The organism is Pedobacter sp. AC212 (assembly GCF_979258625.1).
In genome coordinates, this window is sequence record NZ_OZ409870.1 from 4,434,098 (window position 1) to 4,447,888 (window position 13,791).

15 protein-coding genes are annotated in these 13,791 nt (G+C 36.5%); 7 read left to right on the top strand and 8 right to left on the bottom strand.

The window, feature by feature from the left end; translation table 11 throughout:
• Nucleotides 1-19: 19 nt before the first annotated feature.
• The gene (gene mtgA / locus ACZZZC_RS19015) at nucleotides 20-742 is read right to left on the bottom strand and encodes a monofunctional biosynthetic peptidoglycan transglycosylase (protein ID WP_463483580.1); all 723 of its coding nucleotides are present in this window, start codon (nucleotides 740-742) and stop codon (nucleotides 20-22) included.
• Between the two features lie 143 nt (nucleotides 743-885).
• Here mtgA and ACZZZC_RS19020 point away from each other — a divergent pair, with 143 nt between their 5' ends.
• Both ACZZZC_RS19020 and ACZZZC_RS19025 read left to right on the top strand, forming a co-directional pair.
• Nucleotides 886-1,695 carry a 3-keto-disaccharide hydrolase gene (locus ACZZZC_RS19020; protein WP_463483581.1) on the top strand — a complete coding sequence of 270 codons (810 nt, stop codon included), beginning with the start codon at nucleotides 886-888 and terminating at the stop codon, nucleotides 1,693-1,695.
• Nucleotides 1,696-1,725: 30 nt separating this feature from the next.
• Nucleotides 1,726-2,424: an SDR family oxidoreductase gene (locus ACZZZC_RS19025; protein WP_463483582.1), complete on the top strand. Its 699-nt coding sequence runs from the start codon at nucleotides 1,726-1,728 to the stop codon at nucleotides 2,422-2,424.
• Between the two features lie 163 nt (nucleotides 2,425-2,587).
• Here ACZZZC_RS19025 and rplI read toward each other — a convergent pair whose 3' ends face one another.
• The 5 genes from rplI to ACZZZC_RS19050 form a co-directional block, all read right to left on the bottom strand.
• Nucleotides 2,588-3,031, bottom strand: a complete 444-nt coding sequence (gene rplI / locus ACZZZC_RS19030) for a 50S ribosomal protein L9 (RefSeq protein ID WP_056851766.1) — start codon at nucleotides 3,029-3,031, stop codon at nucleotides 2,588-2,590.
• 13 nt (nucleotides 3,032-3,044) lie between these two features.
• The gene (gene rpsR, locus ACZZZC_RS19035) at nucleotides 3,045-3,308 is read right to left on the bottom strand and encodes a 30S ribosomal protein S18 (protein WP_010599582.1); all 264 of its coding nucleotides are present in this window, start codon (nucleotides 3,306-3,308) and stop codon (nucleotides 3,045-3,047) included.
• Nucleotides 3,308-3,664: a 30S ribosomal protein S6 gene (rpsF, locus tag ACZZZC_RS19040; RefSeq protein ID WP_010599581.1), complete on the bottom strand. Its 357-nt coding sequence runs from the start codon at nucleotides 3,662-3,664 to the stop codon at nucleotides 3,308-3,310. The genes rpsR and rpsF overlap by 1 nt, the downstream gene beginning before the upstream one ends.
• Nucleotides 3,665-3,867: 203 nt before the next feature.
• Complete coding sequence (locus ACZZZC_RS19045; protein ID WP_463487907.1) at nucleotides 3,868-4,566, bottom strand: DUF1826 domain-containing protein; 699 nt, start codon at nucleotides 4,564-4,566, stop codon at nucleotides 3,868-3,870.
• 133 nt (nucleotides 4,567-4,699) lie between these two features.
• Nucleotides 4,700-5,293, bottom strand: a complete 594-nt coding sequence (locus tag ACZZZC_RS19050; protein WP_265798287.1) for a hypothetical protein — start codon at nucleotides 5,291-5,293, stop codon at nucleotides 4,700-4,702.
• A gap of 177 nt (nucleotides 5,294-5,470) precedes the next feature.
• Between ACZZZC_RS19050 and ACZZZC_RS19055 the strand changes: the two genes are divergently transcribed.
• The 4 genes from ACZZZC_RS19055 (at nucleotide 5,471) to ACZZZC_RS19070 (ending at nucleotide 9,706) form a co-directional block, all read left to right on the top strand.
• Nucleotides 5,471-6,343, top strand: coding sequence for an AraC family transcriptional regulator (locus ACZZZC_RS19055; protein WP_265798286.1), 873 nt, complete (start codon nucleotides 5,471-5,473; stop codon nucleotides 6,341-6,343).
• 53 nt (nucleotides 6,344-6,396) lie between these two features.
• Nucleotides 6,397-7,290: a hypothetical protein gene (locus ACZZZC_RS19060; protein ID WP_463487908.1), complete on the top strand. Its 894-nt coding sequence runs from the start codon at nucleotides 6,397-6,399 to the stop codon at nucleotides 7,288-7,290.
• Between the two features lie 64 nt (nucleotides 7,291-7,354).
• Nucleotides 7,355-9,181, top strand: coding sequence for a DNA polymerase III subunit gamma/tau (locus ACZZZC_RS19065; protein ID WP_463487909.1), 1,827 nt, complete (start codon nucleotides 7,355-7,357; stop codon nucleotides 9,179-9,181).
• Nucleotides 9,182-9,244: 63 nt separating this feature from the next.
• Nucleotides 9,245-9,706, top strand: coding sequence for a hypothetical protein (locus ACZZZC_RS19070; protein ID WP_463487910.1), 462 nt, complete (start codon nucleotides 9,245-9,247; stop codon nucleotides 9,704-9,706).
• Between the two features lie 77 nt (nucleotides 9,707-9,783).
• Here ACZZZC_RS19070 and ACZZZC_RS19075 read toward each other — a convergent pair whose 3' ends face one another.
• Both ACZZZC_RS19075 and ACZZZC_RS19080 read right to left on the bottom strand, forming a co-directional pair.
• Nucleotides 9,784-10,191, bottom strand: a complete 408-nt coding sequence (locus ACZZZC_RS19075) for a hypothetical protein (RefSeq protein ID WP_463483589.1) — start codon at nucleotides 10,189-10,191, stop codon at nucleotides 9,784-9,786.
• An 82-nt stretch (nucleotides 10,192-10,273) separates the two neighbouring features.
• Nucleotides 10,274-11,266, bottom strand: a complete 993-nt coding sequence (locus ACZZZC_RS19080) for a helix-turn-helix transcriptional regulator (protein WP_463483590.1) — start codon at nucleotides 11,264-11,266, stop codon at nucleotides 10,274-10,276.
• A gap of 78 nt (nucleotides 11,267-11,344) precedes the next feature.
• Here ACZZZC_RS19080 and ACZZZC_RS19085 point away from each other — a divergent pair, with 78 nt between their 5' ends.
• Nucleotides 11,345-13,789, top strand: coding sequence for a TonB-dependent receptor (locus ACZZZC_RS19085; RefSeq protein ID WP_463487911.1), 2,445 nt, complete (start codon nucleotides 11,345-11,347; stop codon nucleotides 13,787-13,789).
• Nucleotides 13,790-13,791 lie beyond the last annotated feature (2 nt).

A 13,791-nucleotide genomic window follows, 5' to 3' on the forward strand; every position in this document is an offset into this window, starting at 1 on the left:
AGAGACTTTGGACTGCGGACTAGAAGTCAAGCGGTCCCAACCTATTCATATTTCTCAAAATTAAATATTGTCGGTGCCTGATATAACGGGTTGGGTTTTTGGGTGTCCATCTTATTGGGTTTGGAAAACAAGCAGCAATAAGTGCGGCTTGAGCTTTGGTTAGCTTATGACAAGATTTGCCATAATAAGCTTGGGCAGCGGCTTCCGCTCCGTAAATACCATCGCCCATTTCAATTACATTTAGATAAACTTCCAAAATCCGCTCTTTGCTCCAAAATAATTCAATTAGGAGCGTAAAATAAGCTTCGAAACCTTTCCTTATCCACGATCTTCCCGGCCATAAAAACACATTTTTTGCTGTTTGTTGCGAGATCGTGCTTCCACCCTTTACCTTTTTACTTTTTGCATTGGCAGCAAAAGCTTTCTCTATTGCTTTAACATCGAATCCAATATGTTTTAAAAACAGCTGATCTTCTGCTGATACCGCTGCCCTTTTCATGTTATCAGACATATCTTCAAAATCGACCCACTCCTTCTCTGTCTTAAAAGGCTTTCCGTCTGATTTGCGTTCAATGTTTCGTAGAACCATTAGCAGCGTTATTGGTGGGTTTATAAAACGATAGGCTAAAACCCAAAGCACCGAAACCATCAGAAAATACAAAAAAAACTTTGTAGCAATATTGGTAATCTTTTTAAGTAAAGGACGTTTAGTCTTCGTTTTTGTAGAACGCGATTTAGCCATGCATCAAAGGTAGTAAAAAGCAGTTTTGTAATGGAGGCGATTTTTATTTTAGCAACTGTAAATGTGTTTCCCTTGCTATCGATAAATCATTTCTTATCTTTCATCCTCAGAAATATGGAGCCTGCTAAAAACAAGTATTTACAATGAAGAACATAAGAACCACATTTTTTCTTCTTACTGCCGTGATGTTTTTGAGTTGTAGCAGCATTAAAAATGCTGATCAGCATCAAGAGAAATGGATATCTCTATTTAATGGGAAAGACATAAAAGATTGGAATGTAAAAATTCATCACCACAATTACAATGTAAATTTCGGAAATACATTTAGGGTGGACAGCGGAATAATCAAGGTAAGATATGATCAATACGGTGATTTTAATGATCAGTTTGGTCACCTTTACTACAAAACGCCTTTTTCCAACTATCACTTGAAACTGAAATACCGTTTTGTTGGCGATTTACACAAAGGGGCACCAAGTTATACGTTACGAAATAGTGGCATCATGTTTCATTCACAAGACCCTGCCACTATGCTTAAAGAACAGGATTGGCCAATCTCGGTAGAAATGCAGTTTTTGGGTGGTTTAAGTGATGGGAAGCCGCGTCCGACCGGAAACATGTGTTCACCAGGAACGGAAATTATTTATAATGGCAAATTATACGATGGCCACTGCCTTGATTCTAAATCAAAAACCTACGATGGAGACCAATGGGTTTCGGCAGAGCTTATCGTATTGGGCGATTCGTTGGTAAAACATACCATCAACGGCGATACTGTGCTTCAGTATAGCAAGCCGCAAATTGGTGGCGGCGTTGCAAATGGCTTTGACCCAAGAATAAAGATAGATGGAAAACGACTAAAACAAGGCTTCATCGCATTGCAGAGTGAAGGACAACCGGTAGATTTTAAAGATATCGAAATTTTGAAGCTACAGGCTGAACGAAAGAAATAAACATTTCTACCCTTTTTGCGTTTAGAAAATATGAAAGTTGCATTAATTACAGGAGGAAGTAAAGGTATCGGTTTCGGTATTGCCGAGGCACTTCTAAAAAACGGATACAAGGTAGCCATTACGAGCAGAACAATAGCTGCTGCAAATGATGCTGCAGCCAAACTTGTTGAATTTGGTGATGTACTCGCCATTGAGGCAGATGTTAAAAATTATCAGTCGCAAGCTGGGGCTGTGAATTTGGTAATAGAAAAATGGGGACAATTGGATGCACTAATTGCAAATGCCGGTGTGGGTAGCTTTGCACCTATTGATGAATTGGCGATAGAAGATTGGCAAGATATCATCGATACCAACTTAACAGGCGTTTTCTACAGTATAAAAGCCAGTGTAGAGGAAATTAAAAAATCTCAAGGTAGTATTTTTACCATTTCTAGCTTAGCTGGAACTAACTTTTTTGCTGGCGGTGCTGCATATAATGCCAGTAAGTTTGGTTTAACTGGTTTTACACAATCGGTAATGCTCGATTTAAGAAAGTACGGCGTAAAAGTGAGTACGATTATGCCAGGGTCGGTAGCCACGCATTTTAACGATCATGATCCAGATGCAGAAAACGATGCCTGGAAAATTCAGCCAGAGGATATGGGTAAGTTAATTGTCGATTTATTGGCCATGCCAGCAAGAACATTACCAAGTAAAATCGAAATCAGGCCAACAACGCCAAAGGGATAGGTTGTAACTGAGGAGGAGAAAATAGGAAAAAGAAAATGGGAAATGGATAAGTGAAAATCAAAGTCTAACATCCAATTTTAACCCTTCTTTTTAGATTTTATATTAACGAAAAAAGTCCTTTCAGAAAACTGAAAGGACTTTTTTATGATTCGTTTAAGAATGCTTATTCAGCGATTACTTCAAAAGGAACCTGAACTTTAACTTCTTTGTGTAAGTTTAAGTTAGCAACGTATTCGCCAACAAATTTAGGTTCAGTTTCGAAAGTAATACGACGACGATCTACATCAAAACCTTGTGCTTTTAATGCTTCAGCGATTTGGATCGTGTTAACCGCTCCAAAGATTTTTCCGCTTTCGCCAGCTTTAGCACCGATAGAAAGTTTAACAGCAGTTAAACGCTCAGCAATACCTTCAGCATCTTTCTTAATTTTATCTTGTTTAAAAGCAGCTTGCTTTAAGTTTTCAGCTAAAACTTTTTTAGCAGAAGAAGTAGCCAAAGCGCCAAAACCTTGAGGGATTAAGTAGTTACGGCCATAACCGTTTTTCACATTTACTACATCATCTTTCTCACCAAGGCCTTTAATATCTTGTTTTAAAATAATTTCCATATCTCTGAGCCTCCTATTTTAATTGATCTGCAACGAATGGTAACAAACCGATGTGACGAGCACGTTTAACAGCTTGAGCAACTTTACGTTGGAATTTTAACGAAGTACCAGTAAGGCGTCTTGGTAATAATTTACCTTGATCGTTAATAAATTTCAACAAGAAGTTTGCATCCTTGTAATCGATGTATTTAATTCCGTTTTTCTTGAAACGGCAATATTTTTTACGGTTATCCTCTACTTTAGGGGCAGTAACGTATTGAATTTGTTCTCTTGCCATTACGCTGCAACCTCCTTAGTTTTTTTGTTAAACGCACCACTACGTTTTTTCTCATTGTAAGCAACAGCATGTTTGTCTAAACGGATAGTTAAGAAACGTAACACACGCTCATCGCGTTTTAATTGAAGCTCTAATTTTGCGATCAAATCTCCTGAAGCTTTGTATTCAGTTAAGTTGAAGAATCCGTTTGATTTTTTCTCAATTGGATACGCTAATTTTCTCAAACCCCAATTATCCTCTTGGATAATTTCGGCACCGTTATCAACAAGAACTGCTTTAAATTTAGCTAATGCCTCTTTTGCAGCCTCTTCAGATAACAATGGGGTTAGAACGATAACAGTTTCGTACTGATTCATTGTTATAAATTATGTTTTTAATTTTTTAATCCCGAGGTATATTACGGGGTTGCAAAAGTAGCAATATATTTCTTAAAATCAAATGATTGAGCAGAAAAAAGAAGAATGAAACGGAGCAAAGATCGAGGAGCAATGAATAAAGCATATAATTGCAAATTAATAAATGAATTTAAAGGCAAATTTCATATTTAGTAAAATCAAGTTCAGCAAATCATTAGCAGTCTATATTCACCATCTTTCTCTACAGGCGCCCGATGAATACACGGCAGAACTGGTTTTTCAGGATGATCTACTGCTAATCTCCAGATATGACCTAGCCCCAGGTTTAGTGGTTGCGCATTTGGTTTAGGCTGATAATGCAAGTTGAAATAATTTTCAATCAAAAAAGTCTCAAATTCTTCTTCTGGTCCATCGTACATAGCTTTTAGTTTCTGCCGAACTTCAGGAATTAAAATCTTTTGCTCTGCATCATCATTAGCCACAATTTCACTAGCCGCACCATAATATGTACATAAATAAGTATCAATACCAACGGGTGAGCGATCTACATGGAATGAATAAACATCTGTTGAGATGAAATCCAACTCTTCATCGCGTTCGTAATTTTTAATCAAATTAAGTGAAGGCAATGCACCACAAGCCGTTAATAAGTTGAAGTCATTTATAATAATCTCCCTTGCCCTGCTTCCCTCTTCGGATAGCTCCAACGATTTAATTGTTTCTAAAGAAACTTCTATCAAGTTGCCCTCTAATTGCAGCTTGGATACTATTTCAACAAAATCTCCAGTTAAATTTCTGTACCAGCATACTGCATTTTTAACGCCCTGAAAATCTGAGTTAACTAATTGATCAAACGTTGATACTACTGTAGCACTTTTGTAATTAGAAAATTCATTGTCCATACCCTAGAATAGCCGCTTAGTAATATATTATCAAACAAAAATAACGAATAATAACATTTCTAACTAAAAAGCCCATAAACAAAAAAGGAGATACTGTGAGTATCTCCATGATTAGTTTGTTTGGTTGTTTGTTTTAGCGAGTTTGTATTGTATTTGTAAACGACTCATTGTTGTGTTTTACCACAAATGTTAGCGAGTCTCCATCAGCTTTACCGATGTTAAATTTTTTGATCAGTTTCGATCTATCTTTGAAAATTTGAGAATAAAGTTCATCATTACGCTCGTTAAATACGGCAACCTCGATTGGCATATTATCTTTAACCTGATAATCAAGCGTAATTAAATCTTTTACTTTGGTAATTTTTGGCTTAATCACCTCTGTTATTTTACTGGTTAAAATTTGAGCTTTATCATATGCTATTTTAACTGCATATTCTGCCACTGTAGTGCCCGACTCAACTTTAAGCGTATAATTTCCCTCAGGAAGTGCATTTAAGTCATATGTTTTAGTTAATCCAGCTGTTCCTTTAAACTTCTGATCAAAAAGTAAGTCATTATTCTCAGAAAAAACAGAAAAGCTGAATTCTTTATTGTTTCTCATTAAGAAACTTATTGATTTCTGTTTTTCGTTTTTAACTTTTAAAGAAAATTCATTGTCATTTGCTTGTGCAATCGAAACAGTGAATGATAAGGCAGCAATTAAACCGATTTTAAAGAACTTTTTCATAACTAAATCATTTAATGTGTGTACAATTATTTTATACTGCTAAATTACATCAAGAAAACACACAGAAATTACGCTATATTTTCAGATATATATGTAAAATTACCCTCATTATCATTAATTTTATATCAAATCATCAATTAAGCACATTATTTAACCTACAATTAACATTAAATTGTCATGAAAACTTTAAAACCAAGCTTTGAAGTTGTCGAACCATCCTTTGGAAGCTCATTTTACTATTCTAAATATGTAGAAAATGAAAACAATAAGGCACATGTGTGGCATTACCATCCGGAAATAGAAATGGTTTTTGTAAATGGAGGTTCGGGAAAGCGACAAATTGGTAGTCACGTTTCTTATTATACCGATGGCGATTTGATTTTAGTAGGCAGTAACCTGCCACATTGCGGTTTTACGGATAACAATACGGGAAACAAAAACGAAACCGTTATCCAATTCAAAGCCGATTTTTTAGGACAGCAATTTCTTGAGCTGCAAGAGAATAAATTTTTAAGAGACTTATTTATAAAAGCAAAGGGTGGAATCGCCTTCGGTGAGAAAACCAAAAAGGCTGTTGGTGTTCATATAGAAGCTATGGAAGATCAACAACCGTTTGAAAAGCTGGTTACACTGCTCTCCGTTTTAAAAACCCTGGATGGATCGAAAGATTTAACCATTTTGAATGCTTCGGGCTTTGCAATGGAAATGCAAATTCAGGATAACGATCGGATCAATATGATATTCAATCATGTTAAAGATCATTTTCAAGAGCAAATTAACCTGGAAGATGTGGCAGAAATGTCGGCAATGACGGTACCCTCTTTTTGTCGCTACTTCAAAAAAATTACTAAGAAAACGTTTACCCGTTTCGTAAATGAATATCGCGTTGTACATGCATCTAAGCTTTTGGCCGAAAAACACATTAGCATTACTGCCATTTCTTTAGAGAGTGGCTTCAATAACTTTAGTCACTTCAATAAAATTTTCCATGAGTTTACCGGGAAAAGTGCATCAGAATACAGAAATGAGCTGAAATCGATTATAAAATAATCAACAGAGATAAATCATTTCGAAATCTTTATCTTTAATACAATATCTACTATATGGCAAAAGCATATATTATATTGCTCCTAATAATACCTTTTGTTGCATTATCTCAAGAGAAAGACAATTACTTAAAAAGGCTTAAAGCTGTTAAAAACAGATCTGTAACTTATTACAACATAGATGGAATTGATTTCACCAGCCAAACTTTTACCAGTCCCTTTACCGATAAAGATCTAAAATTCGCATACCGGAAATATTCCATAACAAACAACGATCTCAAATCGAAGGATGATAGCCTGGCTTATAATAATGTACATATCACTAAACGCGAAAAAATATCTGATAGTTTACATGCAATTTCGTCGTACTATTTTATAGAGGATAAACAAAAACTGACTACTGTAATTTGCTTCACCTATTTTAATACCCCCAACCAGCAATTTGAGCGGGAACTTATTAACCTCATTGTAGAAGACAAATTACCTCCCAGTATTTTTGAAGACAATCAAATTGACAGCATTGATTTTGCTGGTAGAAAAATTCAGTTGAGCAACAGCTGCTATTGGACCAATGTAAACACCGTTCAGTGTCCTTATTTAGGAGAAATGAATTGGTCGTTACACCAAACATTGCAAAGTGCAACAAAGGCGATTCAAAATCAACAGACTGTAACTGGATTAAGAAAAGGATTAAAAATTATTTCCAAGACAGAGGTAAAAGTCATTTTTGAAAACACACCTACAACGGCACTAAAAGTTGTTTATGGCTTTACTGGGCTCACCAATTTAGCGGTAAAAACCTCTGGAGGCAAAACGTTAATCGCGTATTATGTTGCCGATAAGGTGAGAGATCATTATGTGAGCTGTGTGATGAGTTTTTGGGATAATGATAAAATATTGGAGAATGGATTACCGCCATTGCTCGATAAAGTGATGCAATTGGGCAAATAGTCAACTTTTCAACATTCACATTTTTCAATAAAACTCCATCTAAATTTTTCCTATTTTCGTGCCGATGGAAAATTTTATTGTTTCTGCCCGTAAATACCGTCCGGCCACGTTTGAAACCGTTGTTGGGCAGCAGCATATTACCGGCACGCTAAAAAATGCCATCAAAAACAATCAGCTGGCCCAAGCTTTTCTTTTTTGCGGTCCACGGGGCGTTGGTAAAACTACCTGCGCCAGGATTTTGGCGAAAACCATTAACTGCACCAATCCTACAGCAGATATGGAAGCTTGCGGAACTTGTGACAACTGCCTGTCTTTCCAAAACGGACACTCTTTTAATGTTCATGAATTGGATGCGGCATCAAACAACTCGGTTGATGATATCCGTAGTTTAATAGAGCAGGTTCGCATACCGCCACAAGCCGGCAAATACAAAATTTACATTATTGATGAGGTTCACATGTTATCTCAAAGTGCATTCAATGCATTTTTAAAAACACTGGAAGAACCACCATCTTATGCTATTTTCATTTTAGCTACTACAGAAAAACACAAAATTCTGCCAACGATTTTATCACGTTGTCAGATTTTTGATTTCAACCGCATTCAGGTTGAAGATATTTCGAGCCATTTGGCTGCAATTGCACAACGCGAAAACATCGCTTTTGAAACTGATGGCTTACACATTATCGCTCAAAAAGCAGATGGAGGTTTACGTGATGCTCTATCGATGTTTGATCAGATTGCAAGTTATGCAAACAAAAACATCACTTATAAGGCTGTAATTGATAATTTAAACATATTAGATTACGATTATTTCTTTAAGCTTACCTCCCACCTAACCGCAGCAGAAGTAAGTGAAACATTATTATTGTTTGATGAAATTCTGAATAATGGGTTTGATGGAAACAATTTTATTAATGGTTTAGCTACACACTTCCGTAATTTGCTGGTAGGTAAAGATGCAGCAACGATCAAACTTTTGGAGGTTAGCGAGAACATCAAACAAAAGTATCTGGATCAATGCAGGCAAACCGAGCTTTCATTTTTATTAACAGCATTAAACCTGGCTAATACTTGCGACTTAAATTATAAAAACTCCAAAAATCAGCGTTTACAGGTTGAACTGGCACTAATAAAAATGTGCCATATTCGATCGGTAGTTCATTTAGCACAGCAACCTTTAAATACGAGTAACACAGCAACTGACGGAGATCAGGATAAAAAAAAAACTAATGTCGTAGCCGAAAAGGCTCCTGAAGTTGAAAGTTCAAAGCTGAAAGTGGAGGCTGAAAATCCTTCGTCAATTGTTTCCAATAAACCTCAAGCTGAAATTCCTTCAAGTATTTCATTAAACGAAAAACCGAAAGAATCTCCTAAACCCAGCATACCATCCGCTACTTCCATTAGCATTAATATCCCGAAAAAAAATGTTGGAACATTAATTCCCTCATTAAATGACTTGGAAAGACTTGCTACTGGAGAAGATGATGGAACGCCAAAAACTGTAACCGGCGAAGCCAGGCAACAGTTTAGCTACGATAGACTATTAGAAGTTTGGAACAGCTACATTCAGATACTTAAGAAAGCTGATAAAATTAATTTGTTTACAATTCTCAATAATTTTGCTCCTACTCTTGTCAATCCAACATTGATTGAAATTTCTGTAGAAAGCAAAACACAAGAACAATTAATTGTTCAGGAGTCAGTCGAATTGATGAACTACCTGAGAAATGAACTTCAAAATTTCGCCGTTGATATTACTTTTAAACAAGTGGAGCGAAAAATTGAAAACAGGCTGTATGGCAATCGTGAAAAGTATGATTATTTGGTTAACAAAAATCCAAAACTCGACGAATTGCGCAAAAGATTTAATTTAGATATTAATCCATAATATGATCATCGCTGAAAAAAAGCTACTATAAAAAGCCTAGTTTATGCCTCCATCGGTTTTGCCTTGCTATTTGGCATTTTCATAGCATTTACAAACGGCATTTGGTATGCACTCATTGCTGGCCCCATTACAGGTGCACTTTGGGGTTTGATGATGTACTTGTTTGTTAACGCTAGAAAAGTAAAAGAGCAAACGATACTTGAAGGTGTTGAAGCCAGCGAGGTTATTTATTCTGGCGGTGCAAATCATTTCAAAAATGCAGAAGCCGTTGGCGGCACATTGTATCTTTTGAGCGATCGTTTAGCATTCAAATCACACCAAGTCAATATTCAAAACCACACCCTCGCCATTAAGATCAACAATATTCAGGATATTATTTTCTATAACACTTTAGGCTTGATACCAAATGGTTTGAAGATTATTTTAAAGGAAGGAGCAGAAGAAAAATTCGTAGTGAATCATCGAGATATCTGGAAAAAAAATATCCAGATTTTAATTGATCAACCCCATTCACAAACCGCATAAAAAAAAGCAGGCTTCATAATATGTATCCTGCTTTTCTGATTATGATTGTGAAGTCAATCAACCATTTTTATGTTTAGCTATTTTAGCGGCGTATCGTTAATGGGATAACCTTCTTCATCTAGATCATCACGGTTATCTTCTGGTGTACGGGCTAAAATTTCGTCCTCTGCATTCAGTCTTACGCTTTCTCCATTATCCACATGCATGCCGAGCTCTTCTAAATTGTCTTCTGCAATGTCCTCATTACTAGCATATTCATCACCAATATAAGGGTTCGCCTCGTCATAGGTAGAATCGTCATCCTTCGCTCCTACTGCCACAGTTTCATAGCCCATCGGGTGATCATAATCTTTATCGGTTCCATTCACATCTAATTCGTAGCTGCCTTTAACCTTATCGTAGGCTAAATTCTCTTTGTTGATTTCAGCGTTTTCTGTTGTGCTATGTATCTTATCTTTTGATCCTTTATTTTCGTTATTTTCCATGTTTTTGTCTCCTATTGTTTTATAAATATACAACAAAGATGCAAAGAGATGGTTTGCAAAACAGTTCTTTATAATTTGAAATCTAAATGGTTAAAAGACTTAGGTTTTCCAATAGTGCAATAAAATCTTCAAAGAAAATTAATAGTGATAATTTACCGGTTTTAATCTTATTCGGTAAGTAGCCAAAATATTTCTTAAACGCACTTGTAAAATGAGTGGCATGTTTGTAACCCATTCTTTTAGAGATTTCTGAAACTGTAGTATCTTCTTCAATCAACATATTTCTGGCCTTTTCCATTTTATGCTGATTAAGATAGGCAAAGACAGTTTTTCCAAACAAGGCTTTAAAATCCCTTTTCAAATTAAACTCATTTGTCCCTACTAAGTGAGCAAGGGCTCGTAGCGAAAGCTGATCTCCGGATTGTTGAATAAGAATTTCCCGCACTTCGTGCATCCTCTCCATCTCTATCTTTTTAAGCTTTGCCGGCGCTTCGCTATTCTGTAGCTGTTCAAACTGTGAGATTTGTAGAGCAAAAAGCTCGATCGCTTTAGATTCAAGCAGTAACTGATCTGAAAATGTGGATTGATCTGAATTGCCTAACTTCTGCAAAATCGCACTGATTTCTGGCGTAATAGGCATATTGATGGTTGATAATACCATTTGACTATCTAAATCTTCATTCAACAGCAGCTTATAGGCAGGATGTTCATGAGGTAGAAATCGTTTTAAAAAAGACTTACTTAGGTTGATGAACAGCATATCATCGGAAGTATCAACCAGTATTCTCGTAGATTTAAAAGCCAATCGAAATAGATTATGTTGTTGGCTTGCTATTTCGACAAACTCATGGTTAGATCCAGATTTAGAAACCTTTATATTTCCCTTCAGCACAAATATCATTTGATAGGTTTCCTTTTCCAATTCATCTGGATGGTTCAACCTGATTTCTATTTTATTCCTATCGTAAATTGAAGTGCTGTAACTCACTTCCATATTTTGATTGTATAAGAATACGTTCTCTACCGCTTGTCGAGATTCTCCTTTTGGCGTTACAATTTCTTCTGATTGCGTCATATTCAGATTTTATCTTTGCGCAAAGTTATTCTTATTAAGACCTATTCTAAAGAAGAATTTAAAAAAGTTACATAATCGATGAAAATATCGCTACTATCCCTATTCTTCCTTTGCTTTTCTATAGTTGCTATCGCTCAAACAGCAACTCTTTCCGGGAAAATCACCAATAATAGCGGACAGCCGATGGATGGTGCAACAGTTATTATCAAAGAGCTTAATAGAAGCACGATGACTGATGAGAAAGGGAGGTACGAATTCAAAGACGTTAAATATGGTAGTTACACACTGTTAATCAGCTCAGTAGTTTCTGAAAAGAAGACGCAAAATATAAACATCAATTCACCAAGCATCGTATTCAATACCAAAGTGAAGGAAAATGTTAATCGCGATTTGCAGGAGGTAAGTATAGCTGGCAAAACCGAAAAACGCAAAATGGAAACCAGTGGTTTTGCAATGTCTATAATCGAAACCAAAGAGGCTTCATTGAGAAACCTCACCACAAATGAACTTCTAGACCGGGCAGTTGGCGTCAGAGTTCGTCAGAATGGTGGCGAAGGATCGCCCATTGAATATAATTTGAATGGCATGTCGGGCAGTACCATCGGTTTGTTTTTAGATGGAATTGAGATATCAACTTACGGCTCTTCCTTTAATCTTAATAATATTCCTCCATCGATGATTGAACGCATAGAGGTTTACAAAGGCGTACTTCCATCTCATTTAAGTGGAAATTACATCGGCGGCGCCATCAACGTGATCATGAAAAAAGATGCCTCAGCAAATAACATAACTGCTGCAGCTTCTTATGGATCTTTTAATACCTACAGAGCAGATGTAAGTGCATTATACCGCAATCAGAAAAATGGCTTTACAGCAAGAGCATCGGGCTTTTACAGTTATTCGGACAATAATTATGAAATGTGGGGAAAGTTTTCAAAATACACTTTGCCTGGCGGAAGAATTATTAGAAACTATCGCACCAAGCGGCCTAATGATGAATTTGAAACCATTGGTGGCCGATTTGAAGCGGGTTTCACCAATGTAAAATGGGCAGATCAATTTTTTATCGGCTACAACATTTCAGATTCATATAAACAAATTCCACATGGGATAACGATGACTAAGCCCTACTTCGGAAGATTTAACGAGTATCAAGCTCATGTTTTAAGCTTGAATTATAATAAGAATAACTTTTTGTTGGATGGCTTGGCACTTACTGTTAATGCAGTTCACAGCAGAAGAAGCACCTATCTGGAAGATACGGTAAGTTTAAAATATAACTGGGATGGAACGCTGCTGGTTAAAAACTCCGAAGGCCCGCCAGAGACCTATGGATATAGTCCAGGAATGGGGCAGCAAGGTGCGGCGGTAATGAGTAATATCGAACGTAAAATTTCCAACATCCGCTCGAATTTAGCTTACACCATCGTGTCTGGCCACCGTGTCTCGTTGAATCATAAATTCGAGCAATCTGACCGGAATGACCAGGACCTGCTGATTCCGGAACGCAGTAAGTGGATTACGCTTAACGGATTGACTACCAATATTTTCGCCATGAACTATGAGGCCGAACTTCTTCGTGGGAAATTGAAAACCAACATATTTGGAAAGTATGCCATCTACAAAACTGACCAGCAAAGACCAATAAGCGAATTAAATGGCATACTAAATTATCAAAACAGCAGCACTACCAGAGATAATAAAGGCTTCGGTGGTACGCTTTCTTTTGAAGCAATTCGCAACGGATTTTTGATTCTATCCGCAGAGAAATCATTTATCATGCCTACTGATAGACATATATATGGTGAACCAGAAAACAATTTGCTGGCTAACCCAAATATTTTGCCGGAATTGGCCATCAATTACAATTTGGGTGGACGATACAACTTTAACACATCAAACCAGCATAAATTCTCTTTGTATGGAAATGCTTTCTGGAGAAATGGTTACGATAAAATTATTCAACAAACCCGTGTAGATCCCGTAATTGAAGGACGTGAAAATCAGGTAGAAGATATCCAGGTCACTCAGTTTGTTAATTTATCAAAAACACAATCTATTGGATTTGAGGCCGAGGTTAATTACATCTATGCTAACAAATTAAACGCTATGGTAAATTTCTCAAAATTCAATTCACTATACAAAGTCGAGCTTGATGAACGCGGAAATCCAAACAGCTTATACAACAAACAGGTTCCGAATGAACCTTTCTTTACGGTGAACGGGAATATTCAGTATCGCTTCGATAACCTATTTCAAAAGAAATCTGTAATGAACGTTTACTACAATGCCGGATATGTAGCCGCTTTTAGTACCATTTGGATTGAATCAGAATGGTTTACTACCCCGAACCAATTTACTCATGATTTAGGAGCAAGTTATCGTTTCCCTACTGGAAAACTGGTTGCGAGCCTAGATTGTAAAAACCTGCTAAATGCTGAAGTATACGACAATTTTGGCGTGCAGCGACCAGGAAGGGCATTTTATTTCAAATTGAATTACACTATAAATAACTTTAAATAAGT

Excerpts from the sequence above, each read along its gene's own strand:
- mtgA (WP_463483580.1), bottom strand. The coding sequence starts at position 742 with ATGGCTAAATCGCGTTCTACAAAAACGAAGACTAAACGTCCTTTACTT.
- ACZZZC_RS19020 (WP_463483581.1), top strand. The coding sequence starts at position 886 with ATGAAGAACATAAGAACCACATTTTTTCTTCTTACTGCCGTGATGTTT.
- ACZZZC_RS19025 (WP_463483582.1), top strand. The coding sequence starts at position 1,726 with ATGAAAGTTGCATTAATTACAGGAGGAAGTAAAGGTATCGGTTTCGGT.
- rplI (WP_056851766.1), bottom strand. The coding sequence starts at position 3,031 with ATGGAAATTATTTTAAAACAAGATATTAAAGGCCTTGGTGAGAAAGAT.
- rpsR (WP_010599582.1), bottom strand. The coding sequence starts at position 3,308 with ATGGCAAGAGAACAAATTCAATACGTTACTGCCCCTAAAGTAGAGGAT.
- rpsF (WP_010599581.1), bottom strand. The coding sequence starts at position 3,664 with ATGAATCAGTACGAAACTGTTATCGTTCTAACCCCATTGTTATCTGAA.
- ACZZZC_RS19045 (WP_463487907.1), bottom strand. The coding sequence starts at position 4,566 with ATGGACAATGAATTTTCTAATTACAAAAGTGCTACAGTAGTATCAACG.
- ACZZZC_RS19050 (WP_265798287.1), bottom strand. The coding sequence starts at position 5,293 with ATGAAAAAGTTCTTTAAAATCGGTTTAATTGCTGCCTTATCATTCACT.
- ACZZZC_RS19055 (WP_265798286.1), top strand. The coding sequence starts at position 5,471 with ATGAAAACTTTAAAACCAAGCTTTGAAGTTGTCGAACCATCCTTTGGA.
- ACZZZC_RS19060 (WP_463487908.1), top strand. The coding sequence starts at position 6,397 with ATGGCAAAAGCATATATTATATTGCTCCTAATAATACCTTTTGTTGCA.
- ACZZZC_RS19065 (WP_463487909.1), top strand. The coding sequence starts at position 7,355 with ATGGAAAATTTTATTGTTTCTGCCCGTAAATACCGTCCGGCCACGTTT.
- ACZZZC_RS19075 (WP_463483589.1), bottom strand. The coding sequence starts at position 10,191 with ATGGAAAATAACGAAAATAAAGGATCAAAAGATAAGATACATAGCACA.
- ACZZZC_RS19080 (WP_463483590.1), bottom strand. The coding sequence starts at position 11,266 with ATGACGCAATCAGAAGAAATTGTAACGCCAAAAGGAGAATCTCGACAA.
- ACZZZC_RS19085 (WP_463487911.1), top strand. The coding sequence starts at position 11,345 with ATGAAAATATCGCTACTATCCCTATTCTTCCTTTGCTTTTCTATAGTT.